Raw genomic sequence first — 25,424 nt, 5'->3', positions numbered from 1 at the left:
CCGACAGACCGAGCCCGGTGGGACCAGATTCGAAGAGTGTCACCGGCGGAGTATGACACGGATCCGTGAACGCAGCTGCACGGGCCCAATCGCGCCGTACTCCGCGTCGTCCTATCGACTTACGCTGGAGGATCCCAGCCGGCGGCGAGCAGGGCGGCTGCGCCCACAACTGTTTCCCGTGCGGACAATTGTGGCCGGTGTGCCGGCACCAATTGTCCGCTTCGGGACCACTTGGGCGCGGACGCCGGCGCCGGCGCGGGCACGGCGGCGCCGCGGGGGTACCGGGGTCGCCGGGCTACTCGCCGGAGAGGGCCAGGTTGACGAACGCGCGCACGGCGGCCGAGGCCCGGCGCCTGCGGGAGGCGGCCAGGTAGACGGTGAAGTCGGGCACGTGGGCCACCGGGATGCGGCGCACATTCAGGGCGGCGTGCGCGGCGAACTCGGGCAGCAGCGCCACACCCAGGCCGTTGGTCACGTATTCGGCCGCGGTACCGATGTCGGAGACCTCGATCATCACCCGGCGCTCCACTCCGGCGGCGGCGAACGCGTCGTCCACGATCTGCCGGCTGGCGTACCCGGGCGGCAGGTCGATGAACTCCTCGGCGGCGAGGGCGGCCAGGTCGACACCGGGCGAGGCGGCCAGCGGATGCCCGGCCGGCACCACGAGCACCATCGGGGAGGAGGCGATCGGTACGGCAGAGAGTGTCGCGGGCACCGGTCCGCTCAGAGCCAGGAAGGCAAGGTCGAGCTCGCCGGTGGCCAGTTCCTCGACCAGGTCGGCCGACCCGCGCCGGGCCGCTCGCAGCCGTACGCCCACCCCGGGGTGCGCGGTGCGGTAGAGCCCGAGTAGCCGCGGCACGTTCACCAGCGTGACCGAGGTCATCAGCCCGATCACGATGGACCCGGTGATGGCGTGTGTGGACTGCTGGGCGACATCCCGCACCTCGTTCACGGCGTCGAGCGCCTCGCGCACCTTGGGCAACAGCAGCTCGCCGGTGGAGGTCAGCCGGATCTGGCGGCGGCTGCGGTCGAACAGCTCGACGCCGAGTTCGCCCTCGAGCGAGCGGACCCCGGCCGACACCGCCGACTGGGCGATGGTGAGCCGTTCGGCCGCCCGGGTGAAGTTGAGCTCACCGGCGACGGCGCTGAAGAATTCGAGCTGCCTGAGGTCCATTGATCAATCATCTCATTGTCAGATGGTTACCATCCTCTATTGACGTTGTTCTGGATCGGTTGACGCGGGAGCATTGACTCAGACGCCGGAACGCCGGCACGGAGGTACAACATGGCGAACACATCATCCGCTCGGCCCACCAGCGCACCCGCGGCGGCCCCCACGACCGAAACGAGCGCCGCAGCGGCCTTCGGGCTGGGCACGGGGGCGCTCGGCTCGCCCCGCCGGGCCGGCGACCGGGTGGTCGAATGTCTCGAGGCCTACGGCGTCAAGTGGATCTTCGGCGTTCCCGGCGCCAAGATCGACCCGGTCTACGACGCCCTCCTCGATGGCGGCCCGCAGCTGATCGTGGTGCGCCACGAACAGAACGCCGCCTTCATGGCCGCGGCGGTCGGGCGCCTCACCGGCGAACCCGGCGTCGTGCTCGTCACCAGCGGACCCGGTACCGCCAACCTCGCCACCGGCCTGCTCACCGCCACCACCGAGGGCGACCCGCTGGTGGCGATCTGCGGCGCGGTTTCCCGCGGCGACAGGCTCAAGCGCACCCACCAGTCAATGGATGCGGTCGGCATGCTCTCCGCCGTCACCAAGTCCGCCGGCGAGGTGAGCGTCGCCGACAACGTGCCGGAGGCCATCGCCAACGCGTTCCGCCAGGCCACCCAGGAGCCCAAGGGCGCCGCGGCCGTGGTGCTGCCCTACGACGTGCTCACCGACTCCACCACGGTGTCGATGACCACCCCGCACTGGGTGCCGCAGCTCGGCGCCGCCCCGGCCGCCAGCATCACCGAGGCCGCCCAGCTACTCAAGGACGCCCAGTTCCCGGTGATCCTCGCCGGAGCCCGGGCCGGCTCCGACCGCGCCGTCGCGGCCCTGCACCGTCTGCTTGGCGCCGCCAAACTGCCCGTCGTAGAGACCTTCCAGGCCGCCGGCGTGCTCTCCCACGAGCTCGAGGAGCACTACCTCGGCCGGGTGGGCCTGTTCCGCAACCAGCCCGGCGACGTGCTGCTGCACAAGGCCGACCTGATCCTGGCGATCGGCTACGACTTCGTGGAGTACGAACCGGCGAAGTGGAACAAGGACCACCTGCGCCGCATCATCCACCTCGACGAGCTGTCCGCCGACCTCGATGACTTCTACCGCCCCACGGTGGAGCTGCGCGGTGACGTGGCCGAGACGATGGATGCGCTCGCCCGACAGATCGACGGCCTCACCCTGTCGGCATCCGCGTCTGCGGTCGTCGCCACCGAGCGGGCCCGCCTGGCCGAAGCCGACCGGCCGGCCCGCCAGGAGGACGAGACCGAGGGAGTGCACCCCGCCGAACTGACCCTGGCGATGCGGGCCCTGCTGCCCGACGACACCACAGTGCTCTGCGACGTCGGGTCGCACTACATCTACATGGCCAGGCATTTCCGCACCTACCACCCACGGACCCTGCTGTTCTCGAACGGGCAGCAGACCCTGGGAGTCGCCCTGCCCTGGGCGATCGCCGCGACCCTGGTGCGCCCAGGAACGCCGGTGGTCTCGGTGTCCGGCGACGGCGGGTTCCTCTACTCCGCGATGGAGCTGGAGACCGCGGTGCGGCTGGGCTCAAAGTTCACCCACATCATCTTCAACGACGGCACCTACGACATGGTCGCGTTCCAGCAGCAGGGCAAGTACGGCCGCACCTCGGGTGTGCAGCTCGGCGACTACGACGCCGTGAAGTACGCCGAGTCGTTCGGCGCGCACGGCTACAGGGTCACCCACCTGGACGACTTCGCCGCGGTGCTCGAGCAGGCCATGAACGACGACGGCCCGAGCATCATCGACGTGCGGGTGGACTACCGCAACAACCGCGATGAGCTCATGGCTGACCTGGAAAGCGATGTGCTGCTGTGAGCGACGCGACAACCTCCACCTTCACGGTGTCCAGGCACGAGATCTTCCAGACCAGCCTGATGAGCGCCCTGCTCGACGGCGTCTACGAGGGCGAGATGACCGTGCGCGACCTGCTCGGCCACGGCAGCTTCGGCATTGGCACCTTCAACGGCCTCGACGGCGAGATGCTCATCGTCGACGGGAAGTGCTACCAGCTGCGCGCCGACGGCGGGGTGACCAAAGCCGACCTGGGCGCGTACACCCCCTACGCGGTGGTGACGAACTTCGTGCCGCACATCGAGAGCGAACTGCCCGACAACGTGGTGCGCTCCGAGGCGTCGGCGTTCATCGACCACATGACGGCATCCGAGAACTACATGTACGCGTTGCGCATCGACGGCGATTTCGAGTGGATCCGGATGCGCACCGTCGTCAAACAGCAGAAGCCGTACCGCCCGATGGTGGAGGCGACCGACGAAGACGCCATCGTCGAGCTGCACGACGTGTCCGGCTCCCTCGTCGGCTTCCGCACTCCGCTCTATGAGCAGGGCATCGGCGTGCCCGGCTGCCACACCCACTTCATCACCGACGACCGCACCGGCGGCGGCCACGTGCTCGACTTCAAACTCAAGCGCGGTAGCGCGGCGCTCTGCCTAGGCACCGACCTGCGCCTGCAACTGCCGCTGACGGATGCGTTCCGCGACGCGAACCTGTCACCGGAAGACCTGGCCAGGCAGCTGGCCAAAACCGAGCAGCACGCCTGACCCGCACGTTGTGGCGCACGCCGGGGTCGCTCCAGAGGCCCCGGCGCCGGCGACGCGATGGCGGGATTCGAACCCGCGTACACAGCTTTGCAGGCTGCTCCCTGGCCTCTCGGGCACACCGCGATGGGGATGTCGAACCGTTGAGGTTTGATGTCCTGGTGAACAGCCTTGCCGAGGAAAGGCCTCATCAGAAGCACTATGACGAAGGAAGTCGGGCGCGGCCGACGGGGCATCCGCCCGGCTGGTGCCGGCACTGGTCGAGCGGGGCCGCCGGCGCTAGCGTATGGGTATGGCTACAGGAACCCCCGCTGACCGCGCCGACCACGATGCCGCCGACGCCGAAGTGCGCGCCTTCATCGACGCTGTACCCGGGGCCACCCGGCGGCGGGACGCCGAAACCCTGCTCGAGATGTTCGGGCGCATCACCAACGAGCCGCCGCGCATGTGGTACTCGTCGATCATCGGCTTCGGCAGCTACCACTACAAGTATGAGAGCGGCCGCGAAGGCGACGCGGGTGCGGCCGGCTTCTCGCCCCGCAAGGCATCCACCACGATCTACCTGCCCGACGGGGTCGGCGCGCACGCCGACGCCCTCGGGCGGCTCGGTCCGCACAAGACCGGACTGGCCTGCCTGTACATCACCAACCTCGACAAGGTCGACCTCGCCGTGCTCGAGCAGATCGTCACCGAGTCCCACCGGGCCGTGACCGAGGGCGTGTTCGCGCACCGGGCCAAGGACTCGATGCCCGAGCGCTCGGACTAGTTCCCAAGCTCGCGAGCGCGCTAGTGGCCGCGCGCGATCCAGTCCGGCAGGTCGGGAGCCTCGGCGCCGATCGAGGTCGACTCGCCGTGGCCGGTGTTCACGACGGTCTCGGGCGGCAGGCTGAGCAGCTTCGTCGTGATCGACTCGATGATCGTCGGGAAGTCGCTGTACGAGCGACCGGTGGCTCCGGGTCCGCCGTGGAAGAGGGTGTCGCCGCTGAACAACGTGCCGAACGCGGGCGCGTAGAGGCACACCGATCCGGGGGAGTGTCCCGGCGTGTGCACGACCAGCAGCTCGATGCCGGCCACCGCGATTTGGTCGCCGTCGGCGAGCTCTCGCTGAGGCGCCGCATCCGGGTAGACGACGTCCCAGAGCATCCGGTCGTCGGGGTGCAGGTAGACCGGGGCGTTCTTGGCGGCCGCGACGGCACCGGCTGCACCGATGTGGTCATTGTGCGCGTGGGTGCTGAGGATGCCCAGCAGCGTGCGGTCGCCGACCGCCGTGAGGATCGCCTCGGCGTTGTGGGCGGCGTCGATGACGACGCATTCGGTGTCGTCGCCGATGATCCAGACGTTGTTCTCCAACGCCCAGCTGCCGCCGTCGAGGTCGAAGGTGCCCTCGGTGACGAGGTGTTCGATGCGCGCGGTCATCAGAGCATCACCACCGAGCGCAGCACATCGCCCGACGCCATCTTGGCGAAGGCCGCCTCGATCTCGTCGATGCGGATGCGTTCGCTGACGAAGTCGGCCAGCGGCAATCGGCCCTGCAGGTAGAGCTCGGTGAGCATCGGGAAGTCGCGCTCGGGCAGGCAGTCGCCGTACCAGGAGCTCTTGAGCGAGCCGCCGCGACCGAAGACATCCAGCAGCGGAATCTCCAGCATCATCTCGGGGGTGGGCACGCCGACGAGCACCACGGTGCCGGCCAGGTCGCGGGCGTAGAACGCCTGCCGCCAGGTCTCGGGGCGGCCGACGGCGTCGATGACGACGTCGGCACCGAAGCCGCCGGTGAGAGCCTGCACCGCCGCGACCACGCCGTCCTCGTCGAGGCCGGCGGAGTCGATGGTGTGCGTGGCGCCGAATTCGGTGGCCTTGGCCAGCTTCTTGGCGTCGCGGTCGATGGCGATGATGGTGCTCGCGCCGGCGAGCTTGGCGCCCACCACCGCGGCGTCGCCCACGCCGCCGCAGCCGATCACGGCCACGGAGTTGCCGGGCGTGACGTTGCCCGTGTTCATGGCGGCGCCGATGCCGGCCATGATGCCGCAGCCCAGCAGACCGACGGCGGCGGGGTCGGCATCCGGGTTCACCGTGGTGCACTGACGTTCGTGCACGAGGGTCTTCTCGGCGAACGCGCCGATGCCCAGCGCCGGGCTGAGCTCGGTGCCGTCGACCAGGGTCATCTTCTGCGTCGCATTGAAGGTGTTGAAGCAGTACCAGGGCTCGGCGCGCTTACAGGCCCGGCAGTCACCGCAGACCGCACGCCAGTTGAGCACCACGAAGTCGCCCACGGCGACGTGGGTGACACCGTCACCGATGACGCTCACCCGGCCGGCGGCCTCGTGGCCGAGCAGGAACGGGAAGTCATCGTTGATCCCGCCTTCCTTGTAGTGGAAGTCGGTGTGACAGACACCGCACGTCTCGATGTCGACGATGACCTCGCCGGGCCCGGGGTCGGGGATGACGATGTCGGTGAGCTCCACGGGAGCCCCCTTCGAGCGGGCGATCGCGCCTGTGACGGTGATGGGCATGGAGCTCCTCGTGAGTTGCCGGGGCAGCCGGTGTGGCCGGCATCCAACCTATCGAAGCATCCTGACCGGGTGCCGGCCCGACATCAACGGCCGGAACGTCTCAACGGCGGGAGGAAGCCCACTCCAGGAGCTGCTCGACCGGCCAGGAATTGACGATTCGATCGACGGGAACCCCGTTCGCGCTCGCCCGTTCCGCGCCGTAGGAGAGAAAGTCCAGCTGGCCGGGGGCGTGCGCGTCACTGTCGATGCTGAACAGGCAACCGGCGTCGAGCGCGACCTTGATGAGGTCGTCCGGCGGGTCCTGTCGCTCCGGCCTCGAGTTGATCTCCACCGCCACATTGTTCTCGGCGCAGGCCGCAAAGACCCGGCCGGCGTCGAACGTCGACGGCGGTCTGGTTCCCCGCGTGCCGCTCAGCAGCCGGCCGGTGCAGTGCCCGAGCACATTGCTGTGCGGGTCACGGATGCCCGCGAGCATCCGCCTGGTCATGCTGATGGAGTCGGCCCGCAGCTTGGAATGCACGCTGGCGACGACCAGGTCGAGCCGGCCGAGCAACTCCGGCGTCTGGTCGAGCTGACCGTTCTCGAGGATGTCGACTTCGATGCCGGCGAGCACCCGCACCCCGCCGTGCGGCTTGGCTCGCTGCGCGTCGTTCAGCCCGGCGACCACCTCGAGCTGCTGCTGCAGCCGGTCGGCGGTGAGCCCGTGGGCGACGGTGAGATTGGGTGAGTGATCGGTCACCGCCAGGTACTCCCGGCCGAGGAGCGCGGCCGTGGCCACCATCACATCGATCGAGGTGGTGCCGTCCGACCAGTCGCTGTGCGCGTGCAGGTCGCCCCGCACCGCTGTGAGCACCTCCTGGCCGCCGGTCGCCAGCGGCTCAGAGCCCTGTCGGCGCAGGTTCTCGAGGTAGTCGGGCATTCCGTAGAGCGATTGCCCGATCACCTCGGCCGTGCGGCTGCCGATGCCCTTCATCGCTTGCAGCCGGCCGTCGTGCACACGGTCGGCGAGCTCCTGGCGGTCGAGGTCACCGATCGCGACGGCAGCGCGGCGGAAGGCCTGCACCTTGAACGATGGTGCGAGCTCACGCTCGAGCCAGAAAGCGATCTCATTCAACGCGTCGACGGCATCCATGCAGCCATCATCAGCCCGAACCGGCCGATCCCGCGAGGCCGGCGCGCCAGCCGGATTGAGACCGACGGCCCCACAGCGGCCGCGGCGAGTTCGGCCCATACTGGTTGCGTGATGACGTCGTTGGTGTTCGGAGTCGTGGCTTCCAGCGCACTCGTGCTGGGCGCATTCATCGGGGCACGGTTTCAGTTACCCAAGCGGATTCTGGCCATCCTGCTCTCCTTCGCGGCGGGGGCGCTGATCACCGCCCTCGCGTTCGAACTCTTCGAAGACGCGTATCGACGCGGCGGTATCTGGCGTGCCGCACTCGGGTTGTTCGCCGGAGCTGTGGTGTTCACCGCCCTCAGTGCGCTGCTCGACCGCTGGGCACAGCCGAGATCCCAGAGCGTGCCGGCCGGCGAGCACCCGGGCAGTGTCAAACTCGACACAAACGCGGCAGCGATGGAGAAGGCGCCAACAGCGGCCTCGACCAGGGGCGCGGCCGGGGTGGCGTTGCTGGCCGCTGTCACGCTGGATGGGGTGCCGGAGAACGTCGCATTGGGTGTTTCCCTGACCGAGGGCACCGGCGGGCTCGCGCTGCTCGCCGCCATCTTCGTCTCCAACCTGCCGGAGTCCCTGGTGGGCGCGGCGTCAATGCGCAGCCAGGGATCATCAACCGGCAAGATCCTCGGGCTGTGGGGGGCCTGCGCGGCCCTGCTGGTCGTCGCGGTGATGGTGGGGGCCGGCCCGTTGTCTGGCAGCGACCCCGAGACGATCTCACTGCCGTTGGCCTTCGCCGCCGGGGCCGTGATCGCGTCGCTTGCCGACACGCTGATGCCCGAGGCCTACGAACACGGCGGACCTGCAGTGGCGTTGAGCACCGCGGCCGGATTCGTCTTGTCGTTCGTGCTTTCGCTGGCCTGAATCGAGAGCCGGCAGACGAGCTCAGCGCCCATCGCCCGCGGTCAGGCGACGTCGTAGTGCGCCACGGTGAGCTCTCGGTCGATCAGGAACCTGTCGTCCTCGGGATAGAAGACGGCCATCTCGATGTCATCCCCGGCAAAGGCGACGATGTCGCGGTACGACCGCCACGCCGAAATGGTGCGCACCTCGCACCGACCGTCGGGCAGGTCGCGGAAGATGAGGGCAGCACCCAGGTTGCCACGGGTCGACCTGTAGTCGGCCAGGCCGGTGCGTTCGAGGTACGCGGCGTATGCGGCGCGCGATTCCGGGCGGATCCACCCGGTCCAACTGCGCAGCACGCTCCCTGCGGGTACGTCCAACATGATTGCCCTTCCCTGCCGGGTGCGCCGGCTGGTGTCATCGTGGCATCGACCCGGTCAGGTGCCAACGGCGCGGTCACCCCCCAAAGTGCCGCCGTGCGGTGGCAGAATGGCGCGATGACACTGCATCTCACCGGCGACGCCGCGGCCGACACCTTGCTCAGCGAAGACCCATTCGCCCTGTTGCTGGGCATGCTGCTCGATCAGCAGATCGCAATGGAGGCCGCCTTCGCCGGTCCGGCCAAGATCCGCGACCGGGTCGGCACCCTCGATGCCAGGACCCTCGCCGACTACGAGCCGGATGCCTTCGTCGAGGTTTTCCGGCAGACGCCGGCCGTGCACAGGTTTCCAGGGTCGATGGCCGGCAGGGTGCAGACCCTCGCCGGGGTCGTGGCCGACGACTGGCACGGTGACGCGGCGGAGATCTGGACCGCTGGCGACCCCGATGGCGCCGAGGTGCTGCGCCGCTTGAAGGCTCTGCCCGGGTTCGGGGAGCAGAAGGCGAAGATCTTCCTGGCCCTGCTCGGCAAACGGCTGGGCCTGGCGGCGGCCGGGTGGCGGGATGCATCGGCCCCGTACGGTGAGGACGGTTCGTTGAAGTCGGTGGCCGACATCGTCGACCCGGAGTCGCTGGCCCGCGTGCGGGAGAGCAAACGAGCGGCGAAGGCCGCAGCGAAGGAAGCGACGGCGAAGTAGCCCCGCCCGGCTCAGGCGAGTTCTGCGCGTCGGATATGAGCGGCGCTGGCGTGTGTCACGGCCCAGTCCAGCGCGTAGTCGGCCACGGCCTCCCAGCCTGGTTCTCCGCAAGTCCAGTGCGAACGACCGGGGAACTCGTGGAACTCGGTGAGCGCCTGCGACTTGTCGTAGTGATCGGCGTTGGACCGGTTGACCGACGGGGGCATGATGTGGTCGGCGCCGCCCGCGAGGAAAAGTAGCGGTGCCCGGTCGTTGAACGAGTAGTCCACCCAGGTTTCCTGTTTGCCCGGCTTGAAGTTGGCGATGAGCCCGTATGCCCATACCCAGTTGCCCGGTGCGGGAATGTGGTACCGCTCGTACACGGCATCGGAGTCATCCCGGCTGAGGGTGTTGGCAAAGACGTAGTGGAACTGCTCCGCGGTGTAGCCGACTGCCCGGTGGTAATTGGCGGGGTTGTTGAGAATGGGGAAGAACGACCGGATCTGGGACGGCGGGGTCACTCGCACTCCCTCGGTGGGGGCTGAGTTGATGGCGACTGACGCCACGCCGAGCCCCTGCGCAGTGAGGAGCTGGGTGAGTGTGCCGCCGAAGGAGTGACCCATGATGATCGGCGGGGTATCGAGAGCGCGGATGGTGCTGGCGAGGTGCTCGACGGTCTCCGGCACCGTGAGATTGGCGATGATGTCTGGGTTCTCCCGCAAGGCTTCCACTTCGATGTCGAAGCCAGGGTAGGTGGGAGTGATCACCCGGTAACCCTTGGCCTCATAGTACGGAACCCACTGTTCCCAGCTGCGTGGGGTCATCCAGAGTCCGTGGATGAGAACGATGGTGTTCGGCGTTGCCGTGTCGCTGGTCATGATGATCCCTTCGGGTGCCGTTGATGGTGCCGCAAGGACCGCATGGGGGCGCGGTTGGCGCGAATCTAGCCCGGTGGAACGGCCCGGACAAGGCGGAGAATGGAGGGATCCGACAAAAAGGAACGAACAGGGGAGCGCCCAGGTGGGTCCACATTTCAGCGAGCAGGCGTTCGACTTTCTCGAAGAACTCGAGCACCGCAACAATCGGGCGTGGTTCGAAGAGAACAAGCCCATCTATGAGACCGAACTGAAGGCGCGGATGCTCGAGGTGATCGAGGCGGTCAACTCCCGTCTGGTCCAGTTCGCTCCCGACTACCTGCGTCCCGCTCCCAAGGCCATGCTGCGGATCTACCGGGACGTGCGCTTCTCCAACGACAAGACCCCCTACAAGACCCACCTCGCCGCGAGCTGGCCGCGGCAGGGGTTGGAGAAGGCCGGTGGCGCCGGGTTCTTCCTGCAGGTGGGCGTGCACGGGGTGATGGTGGCCGGCGGAGCCTATTCGCCGGGCTCACCGCAGCTGCGGGCGATTCGGGAGTATCTGCTCGACCACCACGAGCAGGCGAGGGAGCTGCTGGCAGAGAAGTCAGTAGTTCGACTCGCCGAACCCTTCGACGGGCGCCCATTGGTGCGGGCGCCCAGGGGCTTCCCCATTGAACATCCGGCGGCCGACCTGCTGCGGGTGCGCAGTTGGGCGCTGTTCGCACAGTTGCCTGGCGACGTGGCCCTGAAAGACGGCTTCGTCGACTCTGTGGTGGAACGGTTCGCGGCGCTGACCCCGTTCGTGGACTTTTTGAATGTGCCGCTCGCGACGGCCACCCCACTGGAAATCGAGGCATCCGCGGGACTGCGTCGGGCCTGATCGGTTGTCGGCGGCTCGCCGTGTGCACGAGAATGGGGACGAAGAGCGGTCGCGACCCAAACGGTCCAACGGACCCTCAAAGGAGCCGCACAGTGAACGACCCTCGAGCCAAGATGGAGGGCAATCGCCTTCTCGCACTCGGCGCCCCGCAAGCAGACTGGACGAAGGCGCCCGGTCGGGCGCCCGGATTCTGGGTGGCGCTGCTCGGACTCGTCGTCGCGTTCGTCTTCCCTGTTCCCGCGCTTCTGGTGGCCGTCATCGGAGCTGCCTTCACGCTGCAGGCTCGCCGGGTCATCCCGGCCGGCGCCAGGGGGAGCGGCCTGACCCTGGCCGCACTCGTGCTGGTCGGCGTGACGCTGGTGGTCGTGGTGCTGCAGATAATTTTGTCACTCGTCTCCTGAGAGACCCCGGACTGGGGGAGTTCGCCGCCGCACGCCGGCTGTTAGCTTGCGAACGTGATTCCCCGACGTTCAGTCCACCCACTCATGACCCTCCTAGCTCTCAGCGTTGTCGCTCTCAGCACTTTCGCTCTCAGCGGGTGCACGCCCGGCAGCTCGGTCGCGGCGCCCGGGGCCTCACCTTCGGTGACGGACACGCCCGCCCCCAGCCCTGCACTCGTGACCGACCCTGCTCAGGCCTTCGACGGCGACTGCTCCGGGGTCCTCACGAACGACGACGTGAGCGCCGCACTGGACGTGGGTATGGTCATAGCCGCACGAACCTCGCCGGCCACCCCGATGGACGCCGCGGTGGCCGCGGTCGGCGGCATGCCGTGTGACTGGGCGCAGGACGATTCGGCGGCCGCGGCGACCCTGAGCGCTGTGCTCCTTCCGGAAGCTTTTAGCTCCGAATTCGAGAGCACTGAACCGGCGTGTTATGCGTCCAGCGACGAGTCCAGCACCGACCCGCAAGCGATCCGCGCGGCCTGCAGCTTCAACCTCACGGCTTCAGGGTTCTGGCTCAGCGGGGTGGTCTACCCACCGGCAGGCAGCACGGAAGCGGCAGCGCGGTCCGCGATCACCAGACTCGCCGAACGGTTCTCGGCGAATACCGCCGCCGCAGCGGCCTTCACTCCTTCCGCCGCGCTCGACGCGGCGTGGCCAGACGACGTCGACTGCGCAGCACTCGGCGCGTCGGCCCCGGTTGCCGCTGCTTTGCCCGGCTGGAACGCCGCGAAAGGCAATCGCCCCGGCGAGCGGCCGGAGGGGTACCTGCGCGCGGAGGCTGCGGCCGGAGCGACGACCTGCTTGTGGAGTCCTCCGGCTGACGGGGCCGGCGAACTCGCGGCGTTCGAAACCCAGTGGCTGCCGGGCGGCGCATGGGCGCAGGACGGCCTTGCTCCTGGAACCGAGCTGAGGATCGACGGCGTGCAGCGGGCTGTGCTCGTCGGAACCGGTGCGGATGCGCTGGCGCAGGTGTTCGACGGCCCGAACTGGCTGGAGATCAGCTATTACGGCACGTCCGACCCTGCGCCTGAATCGTACGCCCCGGTCGCTGCCGCGCTGATCCAGGCCCTGAACGCTGCGGCCCTGGGCTGACGCGCTGAAGCACCCCTTTTCAGCCTGGCCGGGAGGGAGTTTTATGGGGGCATGACGGCAGGAACGGAACCTCCGACCCGCTGGGCCACCATCCCGAAAGACCCGGCTTCAACCGCTGTGCAGCCCAACCTCCTGGACTACGAGAGCACGTACGCCGACTTCGACTGGGAGAACGCGAGGCAGGCCATTTCCGGTTTGCCCGGCGGGCGCGGCGTCAATATCTCCCACGAAGCCGTCGACAGGCACGCTCACGGCGCGCACGCCACGACCGACGCGTTGCGGTTCGTGCGGGTCGACGAGAGTACCTTGCCGGTCAGCTACGGCGCCCTGGCCGATCAGATCAGCCGGTTCGCCAGTGTGCTGCACCGGCTCGGGCTGGAGCGTCAAGACAGGGTGTTCTCCCTGCTCGGGCGGGTGCCTGAGCAGTACGTGGCGGCGTTCGGCACCCTGAAGAACGGCAGCGTTTTCTGCCCCCTCTACGACGCCTTCGGCCCCGACCCCGTGCGCCAGCGGCTGGCGATCGGCTCCGGCCGGGTGCTCGTCACCACCAGGGCCTTGTTCCGCGAGCACGTCGCCCCGGTGCGGTTGCGGCTGCCCGAACTCGTGCACGTGCTGCTCGTCGACGCCGACGGCGACCCCGACCCAGGAACCCTCGACTTCGCGGCACTGATGAAGGAGGCCCCGCCGTTCGGCGACACCGTTGCCACGCAGCGGGAGGACATGGCCCTGCTGCACTTCACCAGCGGCACGACGGGTGCGCCCAAGGGGGCAATCCACGTGCACGACGCCGTGACCGCGTACTACGTGAGCGCGTTGTTCGCCCTCGACCTGCACCAGGACGACATCTACTGGTGCACCGCCGACCCCGGTTGGGTCACCGGGATGTCCTATGGAGTGTTCGCACCCCTCGTGCACGGGATCACCGCGATCGTCGACGAGGGCGACTTCGATGCCGACCGCTGCTTCCGCATCCTCGCCGACCAGCGGGTCACGGTCTGGTACACCACGCCGACCGAGCTGCGGTTGCTGATGCTCGCCGGGGCGGATGCGGCAACGGGCCGTGACCTCTCGGCGCTGCGCTTCGTGGCCAGTGTGGGCGAGCCTCTCGAACCCGAACTGGTGGTCTGGGGCCAGGAGGTGTTCGGGCAGCCGGTGCACGACAACTGGTGGCAGACCGAGACCGGCGCCATCATGATCGCCAATGTCGCGGCCGAACCGATCCAGCCCGGCTCGATGGGCCGGCCGTTGCCCGGAGTCGAGGCCGCGTTGGTGGCGCGCGGTGAGAACGGTGCGCCGCGGGTGGAGGGCGGCGAGGCCGTGCTGATCGACGCGCCAGAGGTGGTCGGGGAGCTGGCTCTGCGCCCCGGCTGGCCGTCGATGTTCCGCGGCTACGTGCACAACGAGAAACTGTACGAGTCCTGTTTCGTCGGCGGCTGGTACCTCACCGGGGACCTGGCCAGGCGGGACGCCGAGGGCTACTACTGGTTCGTCGGCCGCGGCGACGACGTGATCATCTCCGCCGGTCAGCTGGTGAGCCCGTTCGAGGTGGAGAGTTCGCTGATGGAGCACGAGGCGGTGGCCGACGCCGGGGTGATCGGCGCCCCCGACTCGGTGGCCGGCGAGGTGGTGAAGGCCTTCGTGCAGGTGAACGAGGGCGTCACCGCCACCCACGAGCTGCGCCGGCAGATTCTGGAGTTCGCGGTCGACCGGCTGGGCCCCAACGTGGCGCCGGTCGAGCTCGAGTTCATAGATGCCGTGCCGAAGTCCCAGAACGGCAAGACCGTGCGCCGCCTGCTGAAGGCCCGGGAGATCGGCCTGCCGGACGGCGACACCTCGACGGTGGCCATGGAGTGACACGGCGGGCCGTACGCCCTACCCGGCTAAAACAGCGGATGGGCGCCGATGCCGCGCAGGTATGCCGCCACGCCGGAGAGGTCGGTGCCGCCCGATCGAAAGCCGACGTAGCCATCCCACCGCACCAGGTACTGGGCGACGTCCGGGCGGCGGCGGGAGGACGAGCCGGCGCGCGGAGCCGCTGACCAGCGGGACCGCGGTGCGGCCGGGGTCAGCTCCACGCTGAGCAGATGCGCCCAGCGCGCCTGGAAGTCGCGCACCAGGGTGTCCGGCCAGTCCGCGGAGGGGCCGCAGAGCAGCATCCGGAACACCCGCGGCCCCGGGGCTGCGCCTGCACCGGTCGCCGGGGGCGGCACCTCGGAGATCGGGGTGACGCCCATGCCGGGTTGGGGGAATCTCTCGCCCGGACGTGGACCGCTGGCCAGGCGGGGGAGACCGTTCGTGGACAGCGGGCCGCTTCGATAGTGGACGCCCAACTCGGAGACCCGCCGGAAGCCGGCGCGACGCACCGCCCGGCTCTGCATCAACGTGGCACCCACCCGAATGGCCGGCCCCGCCCGCAGAAATCGGAGCACCGGGTGCTGGCTGGTGGCCACCACGAAGGCCCGGTCGGTGAGTGTCAGAACCGAGCGGGCCACCGGCCGCCGTTCGTGCTCGTAGCTCTGCAGCAGCGCAGGCGCGGCGTCTCCCCGGCAGACGAGGGCGAGTTTCCAGCCGAGGTTCACGGCATCCTGAATGCCTGTGTTCATGCCCTGCGCGCCTGCCGGGCTGTGGATGTGGGCCGCATCGCCGGCCAGGAACACCCGGTCGCTTGAGAAACTCTCGGCGAGCCGGCTGCTGATGGTGAATTCGGTGAGCCAGACCGGGTGGTGAAGCACGATGGGGGCGCGGGTGTACCTGGTGACGGCCGCCTGCGCGAGCTCCAGGGTGACGGGACCGGTGCGCCTGCCCGGTGGCAGCATGACGAGCAGTCGCCAGCCGGCCGGTGCCCCGAGAGGGAAGAGGAACAGCGGTCCGGCTCCGGCCAGGTAGACGTGCACCCGGCCTGGTTCCAGGCCGTCGGCCTGCAGGTCGGCCAGGAGGAAGCGCTGCGGGAAGGCGCGACCGGCGAAACCGATGCCCGCGTTGTGCCTGGTGCTGCTGTGTGCCCCGTCGCAGCCCACCACATACCGGGTGCGCACGGTCCGCGCGGGTACTCCGGGAGACTCGAGGGTGCTGGTGACCCCGTCCGGGTCTTGGCTGAGGCCGGTCAGCGTGAGTCCCCGGCGGATCCCGACCCCCGCGCGGGACAGGCGGTCGACAAACACCCGTTCGGTGCCGGCTTGTGAGAGGAACAGCAGGAACGGGAACCGGGTGTCGCGGAGGGCCTCGTCGAACAGTGGAACCGAGTAGGAGGGTGCCGCTGAGATGTGGCCGCGGCGCCGTCGGCCGCGCCGATGCAGGAGCAACGTGCCGGTGGGGTTGCCGGCGCTCACCAGATCGTCTGCCAGAGCGTTGCGGGAGAGGACTTCGAGGGTGCGCGCCTGAATGGCCAGGGCGCGGGACTCGTGCACCGGGGCTGCCGCGCTGTCGACCACCATCGCCGTGACGCCGAGGGTGTGCAGTTCCCGGGCGAGAGCGAGCCCGGTTGGCCCGGCTCCCACGATCAGGACGTCGGCGTCGAAGGAGGTGCCGGTGCCGACTGTGCGTCCTGACCTCCTGCCACCGGGCATGTCAGTGCGGGGCGTCCTGGTCCGTGGGCGTGACGGGATCCGTCTCGTCCGGGTGCGGCTCCACAGGGGGTGTCGAGTGGGATGGTCCGAATGCGGTCTCCTTCACGAGCCGGCCGGCGCGGTCCCAGGTGCGCCAGATGCCCACCTGATGACCAAGGTCGAATTCGCCGGAGCGCAACAGCGAACCGTCAAGACGAAACCACTCCCAGTGGCCGTGCAGCTCGCCGTCGAGTTCGAACCCGCTGGCCTTCACCGACCCGTCGGAGAACCTGTCGTGGCGGGGGACCGGGGTGCCGACGGAGGGGGAGGGGGCGGGTGAAGACGCTGGAGCGGACATGTCCCCATGCTGCCCCGGAAAGTGTTAGCTCACCAGCGGGTAAATCGCACCCGGCGACGGGCGTAGTGTTGAACCCCAAACGGGGGGATGCCGGTGGGGACAGCGTGAGGTCGCCATCCGGGCCCTGGGGGCGCAGTACCGGCTGACAAACCGTTCTCGGCCTGATGGGGTGCCGGTGAACGCGCGGCCGCGCATCCGGTATGCCAGACGGATGCACTCGCCCCAGCATCGACATCACGCGGGGGACAGTAATGACCGAATCGAACGGTACGCACGGCTTCGCAGTGGTGGCAGACGCCCTCCGCAAGACCTACGGGCGCGGGGAATCGGCCGTCGTCGCCCTCGACCAGGTCTCCGTGGGTTTTCCACGCGGACAGTTCGCGGCGGTGATGGGGCCATCGGGGTCGGGCAAGTCCACCCTGATGCACTGCCTGGCCGGACTCGACACCGCGAGCAGCGGCACTATATGGATCGATGGCACCCCGATCACCGGGCTCCGTGATCGCGGACTCACCAGGCTCCGCCGGGAGAAGATCGGGTTCGTCTTTCAGTCTTACAACCTCGTGCCGACCCTCACGGCGAGGCAGAACATCGTGCTTCCGCTGGCGTTGGCACGGCGCCGGGTGGACCGCGCCTGGTTCGACGAGGTGGTGCAGACTCTCGGGCTCACGGGCCGGTTGAAACACCGCCCGCACGAACTCTCGGGCGGGCAGCAGCAGCGGGTGGCGGTGGCACGGGCACTGCTGAGCCGGCCGGCCGTGATCTTCGCCGACGAACCCACCGGCAACCTCGATTCAGTGGCCGGCGCGGAGGTGCTCGCTCTGCTGCGTGCCAGCGTCAGCCAATGGGGCCAGACCGTGATCATGGTCACCCACGATGCCGTCGCCGCGGCCGCCTCCGACCGGGTTGTGCTCCTCGGCGACGGGCGCCTCACCGGTGAGTTGCACGAACCGACGGTCGGCTCCGTGTTGTCGGCCCTGCACGGCTTTCGGCCGACCCCGTGATCAGGGTCCTCTTCTCTGGCCTGCGCGCCACCCTGACCCGGTTGCTGGCGACAGGCCTCGCCGTGGCGCTCTCGGTAGGGTTCGTCGTGGCAACGCTCACCCTCTCGGCCACGTTCACCCGCACGACCGAGGACTCCCTGGCGGCGAGCATGGCCAAGGCCGATGTTCTGGTCACCCAGACTGTGGCCGATCTGGCCAGCTCCGACCCGCGCACCTCCACCGACGAGTTGCTCGGCCTGCTGCCGGCGGTGCGGGCGGCCCCGGCGGTGGCCGGCGCCGACGTGGAACGGCTCGCCTATGTGGACCTCAGGTTCGGCCAGACCCGCAGCGTGGCTCAGATCAACGCCGTGCTCGAGGAGTCGGTGCGCTGGCAGACGTTGGCCTCCGGCCGTTGGCCCCAGACGCCCAGCGAGGCTACCCTCGATCAACCGGCCGCCGACTCGCTGGGGGTTGCCGTGGGCGACTCCGTGTCCGTCGCCGCCGTCGCCTCCGGGGTGACCCCCAGCACCGTGACGGTGGTGGGCATCACCGCGGCGCAGGCCGCCGGTGTGGGGACCGGTGCTCCCACCCTCCTCATGCAGGCAGAGGCTCTCACCGACCCGGCACTGTTCGCTCTGTCGACGTCCATTCTGGTGGCGGGTGCGGATGCCGGCGACGGCGCGGATGCCGAGGCCGTTGCGGCGTCGGTCGCCTCGGCGGTGGGCGAGCGACCGGGCATCATGGTGCAGACCAGAGCCCAGGCCGTCGACCACCAAACCGCCCAGCTCTCCGGCAGCGCCACCGTGCTCACCAGCATCCTGATGGCCTTCGCCGCCATTGCCCTGTTCGTGGCCGCGATCGTGATCGCGAACACGTTCCAGGTTCTCGTCAGCCAGCGCACCAGGGAACTGGCCCTGCTGCGCTGCGTCGGTGCCGGCGCCGGTCAGGTGCGCAGGCTGATCCTGGGCGAGGCGCTGCTGCTGGGCCTGGTGGCCTCCGCGGTCGGAGTGGGCATCGGGCTGGCCGGGGCCGGGGTGCTGGCAGATCTCAGCCGTGCCGGCGCATCCGGATTGCACCTCGGCCGGCTCGTGATCGACCCGGTCCTGGTGATGGCGGGGTTCGGCCTCGGGGTGGTGCTCACTCTGGGGTCTGCGCTGGCGCCGGCGAACCGGGCCACCCGGGTGCGCCCGGTGGCCGCCCTGCGCGCCGTCGCCGCTCCGGCGGGTCTGCGCCAGGGTGTGCTCGGCGCGATCATCGCCATGATCCTGATCGGGTTCGGCGGCTTCGGGCTGTACGTCGGGGCGACCCGGTCCGGGCTGGCGCTGGCTGTCGGGTCGGGAGTGGTCAGTTTTCTCGGAATCCTGCTGGCCTCTGCCCTGTTCGTTCCGTGGATTGTGCGTGCGGTCGGTTCGACGATCGGCTGGACGTCGGTGCCCGCCCGGCTCGCCGCTCTCAATGCGACCCGCAACCCGGCGCGCACGGCGTCGACGGCCGCCGCCCTGCTGGTGGGGGTGACCCTCGTGACGATGATGGTCGTGGGTGTCGCGTCTGTGCGCACCTCGATCGGCGACAAGATCGACGAGAAACGGCCGGTGGACCTCACCGTGCAGTCGGTGGACCCGGCCGGGATCAGCGCGGAACAGCTCGACGGCATCAGCGCGATGCCCGACGTCGAGGACGCGACCTCGGTGGCCTCGGCTCTGGTCACCATCACCCCGGACTCAGGGACGCCGATGGTGCTGCCGGCCAGGGGCATCGACTCGGCCGAGGCGCAGCACGTGGCACGCTCGAGCGTGGTCGTGCCGCAATCCGGCCAGCTGCTGCTCAATCCCGCCGATGCGGGAGCCATGCGAGCCGGCGACACCGTGACGGTGACCGGCGACGCGGCGGCGGCCGAGCTGACCGTGGCGCTGGAGCCCACCGCTCCGCGCAAGCAGGCGACTCTCACCAAAGATGACCTGCTCACGCTGGTGGCGGCGCCGGTCACCGGACAGGTGCAGCTGCGCTTGGGCGACGAGGTCACCAGTGGCCAGGTGCAGCAGCTGAGCACCGACATCCTGTCGGTGAGCGAGCAATTCACGGTGGGCGGTGGTGCGCCGGAGCGCACCTACTACGAACAGATTCTCGATGTGATGCTCCTCATCGTGCTTGCCCTGCTCACCATGGCCGTGGTCATCGCCTGTGTGGGGGTGGCCAACACCATGGCGTTGTCGGTCTACGAGCGGCGTCGCGAGTCCGCGCTACTGCGTGCCCTCGGCCTCACTCGCGGCCAGTTGCGAACCACCCTGGGCCTGGAGGCGACGCTGATCACGGTGGTGGCCGCGGCGTGCGGTATCGGTTTGGGCGTGTTGTACGCGTGGGCCGGCCTGTCGGCGGTGTCGCTGCAGGCGCAGAAACTCGCATTGAGCGTGCACCTGCCCTGGACCCAGCTGGCCATCGTGCTGCTCGGGGCTCTGGTGGCCGGGCTGCTTGCCACCGTCGTGCCGGCCGGCGGAGCCGCGCGGCGCTCGCCGGTGGAGAGCCTCAGCCACGACTAGTCGGCTGGCAGGATGCGCCGGGTTCAGGTGGCGCGGTCGTCAGGGTCTGGGTCGTCGGGATCCACGTCGTCAGGGTCAGGCTCGTCGGTGGTTAGCTCGTCAGTGTTTAGCTCGTCGGAGTCCAGCTCGTCGGTGTCCAGCTCATCGGTGTCGAGCTCGTCGGTGTCCAAGCCATCCGGGTCGATCTGGCCGGGACCAGGCACCCGGAACGCGTCGGCGGCCGCTTCGGTGTGGTCGAAGATCGAGCGCAGCAGGCCGGCCATGGTCGTGGAGCGCAGCATCGCGACCTGGTCGAGCGGACCCACCGGGGCGATGCCGGCCAGCTGCCAGGCGGCCTCGACGGGATCCTCCGACAGCGCAACATTGGCCGACCAGGCGTCGTCGGTGAACTCGCTGGCCAGCGACAGAGTGCGGCGCACGGTCTGCTCTGCGAGCACCCGCAGCGGTGTCAGCGCGTCGTCCCAGACCAGGGCAGGCAGCTCCCGAACCACAGCCTGCGGATAGGGGGTGTCCTGGCGCCACTCGACGACTTCAATTCGACGGTCGCCCTGCGCAACCAGGCCGACAAAACCTTCCGGCGCCACCAGCTCCAGCACCTGCGCGACGGTTCCCGTGCTGAACGGGTGCTGGCCACCGCCAACCTCCTGGCCGCGCTCGATGAGAACCACACCGAATTCGGCGGGCTCGGATTCCAGGATGCTCGCCAACATGATCAGGTAACGCTCCTCGAACACCCTCAGCTGCAGCGGCATGTAGGGGAAGAGCACCGACCCGAGCGGGAACATCGGCAGGCGGGACGCGCCGACATCGGCGGCGTCGGCGTCGTCGCCGGCCGGGATCTCGGGTTCGTCGGGAGGGTTCCCCTGTATCGACATAACCCCAGCGAATCACGCTCCCGGAGGAAAGCCAAGCACGCAGGCTGCCGGGAATTGCTCTGCCCCGACATTCGGTCGGCTCTGCGGCGCTGAGGGCAGATCAGTCGAGCCGTTTGGCGAGCACGCGCACGTCGGCATCCGCAAAACCGAGCCGGTCGTAGAAGCCGATGACGGCGGTGTTGGTCTCTCGCACCATGAGCTGCAGCTTCACGGCGCCCCGCTGCACGAGCCAGGCTTCGGCAGCCTGCATCAGCCGGCGGCCGAGTCCCGTGCCGCGCTCAGTCATGGTCACGGCGAGGTAATAGACCCAGCCGCGGTGACCGTCGTGGCCGACCATCACCGTTCCGACCAGCCGGTCGTCGCTGAAGGCGCCGAGCACCGTCGACGTCGAGCCGTCCAGCGCGCGACGAAGGTCCGTGGCCGGCGGATTCCGCGGGCGGGTGAGGCCGGCTTCCTCCCACAGAGTGATCACGGCATCAAAATCGGCGGGGGAGACGTCGGTGATGTGCATTCGTCCATTCTGCAGGTGCGCAGTGCGGCGATGTCGGCGGCTCGCACCGAGGGGCGTCAACCGCGTCACTTCGGGATCGGACTAGCCCGCTGGCCAGCCTTTTTTCCGCTACGCTTCGAAACGAAACCTGGGGGCAGCATTAATAATTCAAAATTGAGTGGCAATCTCGATTCCGGAGACGATTCCGGAGCGAGCACCGACGACACAAACACCACAAACAGCGCAGCAGCAGAGCCGGTCGCAGCGGCAGAGCCGGCACCAGCAGAGCCGGTAGCGGAGACCGCCGCAGCAGCAGAGCCGGCCGCGGACACCGCCGTTGCCGACGAGCCGCTGCAACCCGCAGCGCCGGTGCAAGCCGCAGCGCCGCTTGCCGCTGATTCGGTCCCGACCGCAGCGCCTGGCGCTGCTCCGGCCGCATACGGCACTCCGGGCGCTGCGATACCGGCAGTGCCGGTACGCACCGGTCCGACGGTCGGCACCCGCGTCGCCGCACTGGTTCGCGGAATTCCCGGTGAGCGATACATCGCCGCCGCGATCGCGCCCGTCGTCGTCTACGCCGCCGCCTGGCTGCTCGCGCTTGTCTTCACCCTGCTGGTCTTCGTAGCCGCAGCGGACGCCGCCCTGGATTGGGGCCTCGCCTTCCAGGCGCCCGCCCAGATTGTGGGGCTGGCCGTCGGCGGCACTCTCACCGTCGGCGCCACGGTGATGGGAATCTCGGCCGCGGTCTCGCTGCTCTGGCTTCCGCTCCTGGTCACCGCCTTCCTCATCGTCGCCACCGCGTTCGTGGCGCGCAGGGACGAACGCATCACCCCGAGTGCGACTCGCGGCAGTCGCTGGCTGCTGTCGGCGCTCAGCGGTGTGGTCCTGGCGGTTGTCGTTGTTGTCATCGCGGCAGTGACACCGTTGACCTATGCCCTCGGCGACGGATCCGACACCGCATTCGGAGTCCTGACCGGAACCGGCACAGCGTCGTCGGTGTCGTTCACCGCATTCCTCGGCGCGCTCGTTCTGGGAACGCTCGCGTCGTACCTGGCCCGAGCCAAGGTGGCCCGAGTGGCTGCGGGCATCACGCCCGCCGTGGTGGCACCGGCCGCCACGTCTGTGTTCGCATCCGTTCGTTCGACCCTGCCCGTGGTGGGCCTGCACCTCGGTGTGCTGGCGACACTGGTCACCGTGGGTCTGCTGATCTGGTCCGTCGTCAATGGCGGCGTCAACGCCCTCCTGACCGCGTTCTTCTGGCTTCCGACCGCCGTGGTCGATGGCCTGGGCTTCGTGAACCTCGCGCCGATCACACTCGGTGGCGCACTTGCCGCCGTCGGCGGAATGGCCGGCTCGCCGACCAGCTTCTGGATGCCCGCCGAGCTGCCCGGTTGGGCAACCGTGCTCATCCTGGCCGTGAACCTGCTGCTCATCCTGGTCACGGGTACCGTGCTCCGGCTCCGTCGCGCGCAGCTGAGGTTGCCTGCCGCGGTGTCGTGGGCGACCACGGTGGTGACGTTCGCCTGTGCAGGAATCGTCATCTCGATCATCGGTGCGATCGCCGGCTGGACGAGCATCGACACCGGCGGTGCCGGCGCGGATCTCGATGGTCTCCTCGGGGGTGCCGGCTCACTGATCGAGGGTGCCGGTGCGGCGTCCGGATCCGTCGGTCTGGCCGCGTGGACGTTCATCGTCTTCGCCGCGCTGGGTGCGCTGGTGGAGGTCGTCGCGGTCTTTGCCGCGCCGACGCTGGTACAGCTCCTCCCGAGTGCTCTCGTCGTGCGGACGGCCAAGATCACTGGACTGGTCGGCGTGCCGTTCGCGATTCCCGGCACCTACGTCCTGCCTGAACCGACCGCGGTTCCCGTGGTGAGTGAAGCTCCCGCCGCCGACGGAGAACCCGTTCTCGTCGGGGCCGAGGCCGCTCCGAGCACTGTGCAGGTCTCTGGGGGCCCGCTTGGCGAGCCCCTTGTCGATGGTGCGCCGGCCTTCGTGCCGATGACTCCGGAGAAGAAGCGCCGGGTTCGGATCGTCCTCGCCGCCGTCGGTGGCGCTGTCGTTGTCGTTGTCGGAGCGTCGATTGCTATTTCCGTGGTCAACCAGGTGGTCTACAGCGCCGAGCACCAGGTGGAAAGCTACCTGGACGCTCTGGTGGCCGGCGATGCGTCTGCCGCGTTGAAGATCGGCGATGTCGATGGTTCGGCGGCGGAGCGCGTGCTGCTCACCGACGCCGTGCTCAAGGAGACCGACGGCAGAATCACCGGTTATCGGATCACCGACGTGTCCACCAGCGGCGACTCCGCCGTGGTGAATGCCACTGTCGATCAAGACGGGGTGAAGGAGGAAGCCTCTTACACGCTGCAGAAGACAGGCACGACGGCGTTGTTCTTCGACAACTGGACCCTGGACCCGGTCTGGCTGCCGTCGCTGTCGATCGCCTTCTCGCCCGGCATCGACGAGATCGACGTCAACGGCACCGCCATCAAGCTGACCAGTGAAGATCAGGAAGCCGGCTATCTGGACGTGCTGGCCTTCGCCGGCGACTATGTCGTCGGCACGGCGGGCGACTCCAAGTGGCTCGCTGCCGAGTCGCAGACGGTTCAGGTCGGCGTCATGAACGCGTCCGACGGGGCGCAACTCGCCCTGGAACCGACCGACGAGTTCACCTCCAGCGTTGATCAGCAGGTGGCGGAGTACCTGGCCGCCTGCGCCGCCCAGAAGACGCTGTACGCCGACAACTGCCCGATGTACGTGTTCGACTACGGCACCATCACCGATGTCGTCTGGACGATCGACGAACCGGCCGTGACGACGCTGGACAGCTCGTACGACGGTGAGTGGTACGTCTCCACAGAGGATCGCGGCTCGGCTACCGTGACCTACACGAACACGAACTACAGCGGCCAGGCCGAGGCGGAGACGTCCACTGTGGACTTCACCATCAACGGCATGGTCGAAATGGTCGACGGCGCTCCGGTCTTCTCGACCGACTACTAGCCCGGCCGCAAGGCGCGCCGCCTTCGCCCGGACCGCCGCATCCCACCACGCGTGGGCTGTGGCGGTCCGGGCGATCTGCGTCTGCCGGGTTTGCCAGGTCTGTGAACGCACGCGGCCACGCGGCCACGCAGCCACGCAGCCACGCAGGCACGCAGGCACGCAGCCACGCAGGCGTGAGGCGACATGCGCAGGCGGATGTGAGCCGGTGGCGTCGCCCGCGATGGCATGCTGTTCTGATGACTGAGGCTGTTTTCGATCTACCCGGCGGACCTTTCACCCTGCGGCGGGCGTGCGCAGAGGACGTGGCGGCGATCGTAGGGCTCCTCGCCGACGACCAGCTGCGTTCCAGCGAGGAATCCACTTCGGCCGAGGGTCTCGCGCCATACCTGGCTGCCTTCTCGGCGATCGATGAGTCGCCCGATCAGCTTCTGGTCGTCGTCGACGACCCCGCCGGGCGGGTGGTGGCCACTCAGCAGCTCACGGTGCTGCCCGGGCTCGCCCGCTCGGGGGCTACCCGGCTGCAGATCGAAGCCGTGCGGGTGAGCAGTGCCTTGCGGGGCAACGGCCTGGGCAGCGAGATGCTCTCGTGGGCTGTCGAATACGGCCGCGCGCGTGGATGCCGAATGGTTCAGCTCACCTCCGACGTCTCCCGCCTTGACGCCCATCGGTTCTACGAACGCCTCGGTTTTGCGCCCTCCCACGTGGGTTTCAAGCTTCTCCTCTAGTCGGTCTCCTCTAGTCGGTCTCCTGTGGTCGGTCTTCTCTCGTCGGTCTCCTCCGCTAGGTCCGCCGCCACGGGTCTCCTCATGATCTCGTGGGCCCTGCGCCTGGGGCGCTAGAACGGCGGGTTGTCGGGCACCGGTGGCGTCGGGCGCCGCTTCGGCCGATGCCGGGGCAGCAGGTAGCTGTCATCGGCGGTCCGCTTCCGGGTGGTCGGCCCCACCGTCGGTGGCCGCGGCCGGGGTGGTCCCATCGGGTTGGCCGGATCGGTGCGGT

23 protein-coding genes and 1 tRNA gene are annotated in these 25,424 nt (G+C 68.9%); 13 read left to right on the top strand and 11 right to left on the bottom strand.

The annotated features are described in order from the left end of the window. Positions 1 to 295: 295 nt before the first annotated feature. Entirely contained in the window at positions 296 to 1,174 is an 879-nt protein-coding gene (locus ACEN2M_RS16300; protein ID WP_441649195.1) for a LysR substrate-binding domain-containing protein, read from the bottom strand. A 111-nt stretch (positions 1,175 to 1,285) separates the two neighbouring features. Here ACEN2M_RS16300 and alsS point away from each other — a divergent pair, with 111 nt between their 5' ends. Both alsS and budA read left to right on the top strand, forming a co-directional pair. Further along, a complete protein-coding gene (alsS, locus tag ACEN2M_RS16295) occupies positions 1,286 to 3,052 on the top strand; it encodes an acetolactate synthase AlsS (protein ID WP_441649194.1) in 1,767 nt (588 codons plus the stop codon). Beyond that, positions 3,049 to 3,795, top strand: a complete 747-nt coding sequence (budA, locus tag ACEN2M_RS16290; protein ID WP_441649193.1) for an acetolactate decarboxylase — start codon at positions 3,049 to 3,051, stop codon at positions 3,793 to 3,795. The genes alsS and budA overlap by 4 nt, the downstream gene beginning before the upstream one ends. A 52-nt stretch (positions 3,796 to 3,847) precedes the next feature. On the opposite strand, the gene ACEN2M_RS16285 is transcribed toward budA, so the two are convergent. Beyond that, positions 3,848 to 3,918 (bottom strand) — tRNA-Cys (locus ACEN2M_RS16285). Between the two features lie 166 nt (positions 3,919 to 4,084). On the opposite strand from ACEN2M_RS16285, the gene ACEN2M_RS16280 reads away from it, so the two are divergent. After that, a complete protein-coding gene (locus tag ACEN2M_RS16280) occupies positions 4,085 to 4,558 on the top strand; it encodes a DUF1801 domain-containing protein (protein ID WP_441649192.1) in 474 nt (157 codons plus the stop codon). Positions 4,559 to 4,578: 20 nt separating this feature from the next. Here the strand turns inward: ACEN2M_RS16280 and ACEN2M_RS16275 are convergent, their stop codons facing one another. From ACEN2M_RS16275 to ACEN2M_RS16265, 3 genes are all read right to left on the bottom strand, one after another. Then, complete coding sequence (locus tag ACEN2M_RS16275) at positions 4,579 to 5,208, bottom strand: MBL fold metallo-hydrolase (protein ID WP_441649191.1); 630 nt, start codon at positions 5,206 to 5,208, stop codon at positions 4,579 to 4,581. Continuing rightward, complete coding sequence (locus tag ACEN2M_RS16270; protein WP_441649190.1) at positions 5,208 to 6,302, bottom strand: S-(hydroxymethyl)mycothiol dehydrogenase; 1,095 nt, start codon at positions 6,300 to 6,302, stop codon at positions 5,208 to 5,210. The genes ACEN2M_RS16275 and ACEN2M_RS16270 overlap by 1 nt, the downstream gene beginning before the upstream one ends. Before the next feature lie 100 nt (positions 6,303 to 6,402). Next, entirely contained in the window at positions 6,403 to 7,434 is a 1,032-nt protein-coding gene (locus ACEN2M_RS16265) for a PHP domain-containing protein (protein ID WP_441649189.1), read from the bottom strand. Between the two features lie 108 nt (positions 7,435 to 7,542). Here ACEN2M_RS16265 and ACEN2M_RS16260 point away from each other — a divergent pair, with 108 nt between their 5' ends. Then, positions 7,543 to 8,334 (top strand): ZIP family metal transporter, encoded by a 792-nt coding sequence (locus tag ACEN2M_RS16260; RefSeq protein ID WP_441649188.1) that lies wholly within the window; start codon positions 7,543 to 7,545, stop codon positions 8,332 to 8,334. Between the two features lie 41 nt (positions 8,335 to 8,375). On the opposite strand, the gene ACEN2M_RS16255 is transcribed toward ACEN2M_RS16260, so the two are convergent. Then, positions 8,376 to 8,696: a hypothetical protein gene (locus tag ACEN2M_RS16255; RefSeq protein WP_441649187.1), complete on the bottom strand. Its 321-nt coding sequence runs from the start codon at positions 8,694 to 8,696 to the stop codon at positions 8,376 to 8,378. A gap of 114 nt (positions 8,697 to 8,810) precedes the next feature. On the opposite strand from ACEN2M_RS16255, the gene ACEN2M_RS16250 reads away from it, so the two are divergent. Continuing rightward, complete coding sequence (locus ACEN2M_RS16250; protein ID WP_441649186.1) at positions 8,811 to 9,389, top strand: HhH-GPD-type base excision DNA repair protein; 579 nt, start codon at positions 8,811 to 8,813, stop codon at positions 9,387 to 9,389. Positions 9,390 to 9,400: 11 nt separating this feature from the next. Here ACEN2M_RS16250 and ACEN2M_RS16245 read toward each other — a convergent pair whose 3' ends face one another. Then, entirely contained in the window at positions 9,401 to 10,246 is an 846-nt protein-coding gene (locus tag ACEN2M_RS16245; RefSeq protein WP_441649185.1) for an alpha/beta hydrolase, read from the bottom strand. A gap of 142 nt (positions 10,247 to 10,388) precedes the next feature. On the opposite strand from ACEN2M_RS16245, the gene ACEN2M_RS16240 reads away from it, so the two are divergent. The 4 genes from ACEN2M_RS16240 to acsA all read left to right on the top strand — a co-directional run bounded on the left by ACEN2M_RS16240 (position 10,389) and on the right by acsA (position 14,497). Next, positions 10,389 to 11,105, top strand: a complete 717-nt coding sequence (locus tag ACEN2M_RS16240; protein WP_441649184.1) for a DUF2461 domain-containing protein — start codon at positions 10,389 to 10,391, stop codon at positions 11,103 to 11,105. Positions 11,106 to 11,197: 92 nt separating this feature from the next. Beyond that, on the top strand, positions 11,198 to 11,506 hold the full coding sequence (locus tag ACEN2M_RS16235) for a hypothetical protein (protein ID WP_441649183.1): 309 nt from the start codon (positions 11,198 to 11,200) through the stop codon (positions 11,504 to 11,506). 216 nt (positions 11,507 to 11,722) lie between these two features. Continuing rightward, on the top strand, positions 11,723 to 12,643 hold the full coding sequence (locus ACEN2M_RS16230) for a hypothetical protein (protein ID WP_441649182.1): 921 nt from the start codon (positions 11,723 to 11,725) through the stop codon (positions 12,641 to 12,643). A gap of 51 nt (positions 12,644 to 12,694) precedes the next feature. Then, positions 12,695 to 14,497, top strand: a complete 1,803-nt coding sequence (gene acsA / locus ACEN2M_RS16225) for an acetate--CoA ligase (protein ID WP_441649181.1) — start codon at positions 12,695 to 12,697, stop codon at positions 14,495 to 14,497. Between the two features lie 26 nt (positions 14,498 to 14,523). Here the strand turns inward: acsA and ACEN2M_RS16220 are convergent, their stop codons facing one another. Next, a complete protein-coding gene (locus tag ACEN2M_RS16220) occupies positions 14,524 to 16,209 on the bottom strand; it encodes an FAD-dependent monooxygenase (RefSeq protein WP_441649180.1) in 1,686 nt (561 codons plus the stop codon). A gap of 1 nt (position 16,210) precedes the next feature. Beyond that, on the bottom strand, positions 16,211 to 16,546 hold the full coding sequence (locus ACEN2M_RS16215; protein WP_441649179.1) for a toxin-antitoxin system YwqK family antitoxin: 336 nt from the start codon (positions 16,544 to 16,546) through the stop codon (positions 16,211 to 16,213). Between the two features lie 251 nt (positions 16,547 to 16,797). Here ACEN2M_RS16215 and ACEN2M_RS16210 point away from each other — a divergent pair, with 251 nt between their 5' ends. Next, positions 16,798 to 17,550 (top strand): ABC transporter ATP-binding protein, encoded by a 753-nt coding sequence (locus ACEN2M_RS16210; protein WP_441649178.1) that lies wholly within the window; start codon positions 16,798 to 16,800, stop codon positions 17,548 to 17,550. After that, positions 17,547 to 20,066: an ABC transporter permease gene (locus tag ACEN2M_RS16205; RefSeq protein ID WP_441649177.1), complete on the top strand. Its 2,520-nt coding sequence runs from the start codon at positions 17,547 to 17,549 to the stop codon at positions 20,064 to 20,066. Before ACEN2M_RS16210 ends, ACEN2M_RS16205 begins: the two co-directional genes overlap by 4 nt. A 23-nt stretch (positions 20,067 to 20,089) precedes the next feature. On the opposite strand, the gene ACEN2M_RS16200 is transcribed toward ACEN2M_RS16205, so the two are convergent. After that, on the bottom strand, positions 20,090 to 20,941 hold the full coding sequence (locus tag ACEN2M_RS16200; protein WP_441649176.1) for an LON peptidase substrate-binding domain-containing protein: 852 nt from the start codon (positions 20,939 to 20,941) through the stop codon (positions 20,090 to 20,092). A 100-nt stretch (positions 20,942 to 21,041) separates the two neighbouring features. Next, the gene (locus ACEN2M_RS16195) at positions 21,042 to 21,452 is read right to left on the bottom strand and encodes a GNAT family acetyltransferase (protein ID WP_441649175.1); all 411 of its coding nucleotides are present in this window, start codon (positions 21,450 to 21,452) and stop codon (positions 21,042 to 21,044) included. 153 nt (positions 21,453 to 21,605) lie between these two features. Between ACEN2M_RS16195 and ACEN2M_RS16190 the strand changes: the two genes are divergently transcribed. Next, positions 21,606 to 24,428, top strand: coding sequence for a hypothetical protein (locus ACEN2M_RS16190; RefSeq protein ID WP_441649174.1), 2,823 nt, complete (start codon positions 21,606 to 21,608; stop codon positions 24,426 to 24,428). A gap of 236 nt (positions 24,429 to 24,664) precedes the next feature. Continuing rightward, a complete protein-coding gene (locus ACEN2M_RS16185; protein ID WP_441649173.1) occupies positions 24,665 to 25,153 on the top strand; it encodes a GNAT family N-acetyltransferase in 489 nt (162 codons plus the stop codon). The last annotated feature ends 271 nt before the right edge of the window (positions 25,154 to 25,424 follow it).

The sequence above is a fragment of the Cryobacterium sp. W22_MBD10_FK3 genome (assembly GCF_052113745.1).
Taxonomy (GTDB): domain Bacteria; phylum Actinomycetota; class Actinomycetes; order Actinomycetales; family Microbacteriaceae; genus Cryobacterium.
Note: the sequence above shows the minus strand (reverse complement) of the source record. Positions and strands in the feature narration are given on the sequence as shown.

What these genes read in the sequence shown, in the direction of transcription:
- ACEN2M_RS16300 (WP_441649195.1), bottom strand. Translation starts at nt 1,174, where the DNA reads ATGGACCTCAGGCAGCTCGAATTCTTCAGCGCCGTCGCCGGTGAGCTC.
- alsS (WP_441649194.1), top strand. Translation starts at nt 1,286, where the DNA reads ATGGCGAACACATCATCCGCTCGGCCCACCAGCGCACCCGCGGCGGCC.
- ACEN2M_RS16280 (WP_441649192.1), top strand. Translation starts at nt 4,085, where the DNA reads ATGGCTACAGGAACCCCCGCTGACCGCGCCGACCACGATGCCGCCGAC.
- ACEN2M_RS16275 (WP_441649191.1), bottom strand. Translation starts at nt 5,208, where the DNA reads ATGACCGCGCGCATCGAACACCTCGTCACCGAGGGCACCTTCGACCTC.
- ACEN2M_RS16270 (WP_441649190.1), bottom strand. Translation starts at nt 6,302, where the DNA reads ATGCCCATCACCGTCACAGGCGCGATCGCCCGCTCGAAGGGGGCTCCC.
- ACEN2M_RS16265 (WP_441649189.1), bottom strand. Translation starts at nt 7,434, where the DNA reads ATGGATGCCGTCGACGCGTTGAATGAGATCGCTTTCTGGCTCGAGCGT.
- ACEN2M_RS16255 (WP_441649187.1), bottom strand. Translation starts at nt 8,696, where the DNA reads ATGTTGGACGTACCCGCAGGGAGCGTGCTGCGCAGTTGGACCGGGTGG.
- ACEN2M_RS16250 (WP_441649186.1), top strand. Translation starts at nt 8,811, where the DNA reads ATGACACTGCATCTCACCGGCGACGCCGCGGCCGACACCTTGCTCAGC.
- ACEN2M_RS16245 (WP_441649185.1), bottom strand. Translation starts at nt 10,246, where the DNA reads ATGACCAGCGACACGGCAACGCCGAACACCATCGTTCTCATCCACGGA.
- acsA (WP_441649181.1), top strand. Translation starts at nt 12,695, where the DNA reads ATGACGGCAGGAACGGAACCTCCGACCCGCTGGGCCACCATCCCGAAA.
- ACEN2M_RS16220 (WP_441649180.1), bottom strand. Translation starts at nt 16,209, where the DNA reads ATGCCCGGTGGCAGGAGGTCAGGACGCACAGTCGGCACCGGCACCTCC.
- ACEN2M_RS16215 (WP_441649179.1), bottom strand. Translation starts at nt 16,546, where the DNA reads ATGTCCGCTCCAGCGTCTTCACCCGCCCCCTCCCCCTCCGTCGGCACC.
- ACEN2M_RS16210 (WP_441649178.1), top strand. Translation starts at nt 16,798, where the DNA reads ATGACCGAATCGAACGGTACGCACGGCTTCGCAGTGGTGGCAGACGCC.
- ACEN2M_RS16200 (WP_441649176.1), bottom strand. Translation starts at nt 20,941, where the DNA reads ATGTCGATACAGGGGAACCCTCCCGACGAACCCGAGATCCCGGCCGGC.
- ACEN2M_RS16195 (WP_441649175.1), bottom strand. Translation starts at nt 21,452, where the DNA reads ATGCACATCACCGACGTCTCCCCCGCCGATTTTGATGCCGTGATCACT.
- ACEN2M_RS16185 (WP_441649173.1), top strand. Translation starts at nt 24,665, where the DNA reads ATGACTGAGGCTGTTTTCGATCTACCCGGCGGACCTTTCACCCTGCGG.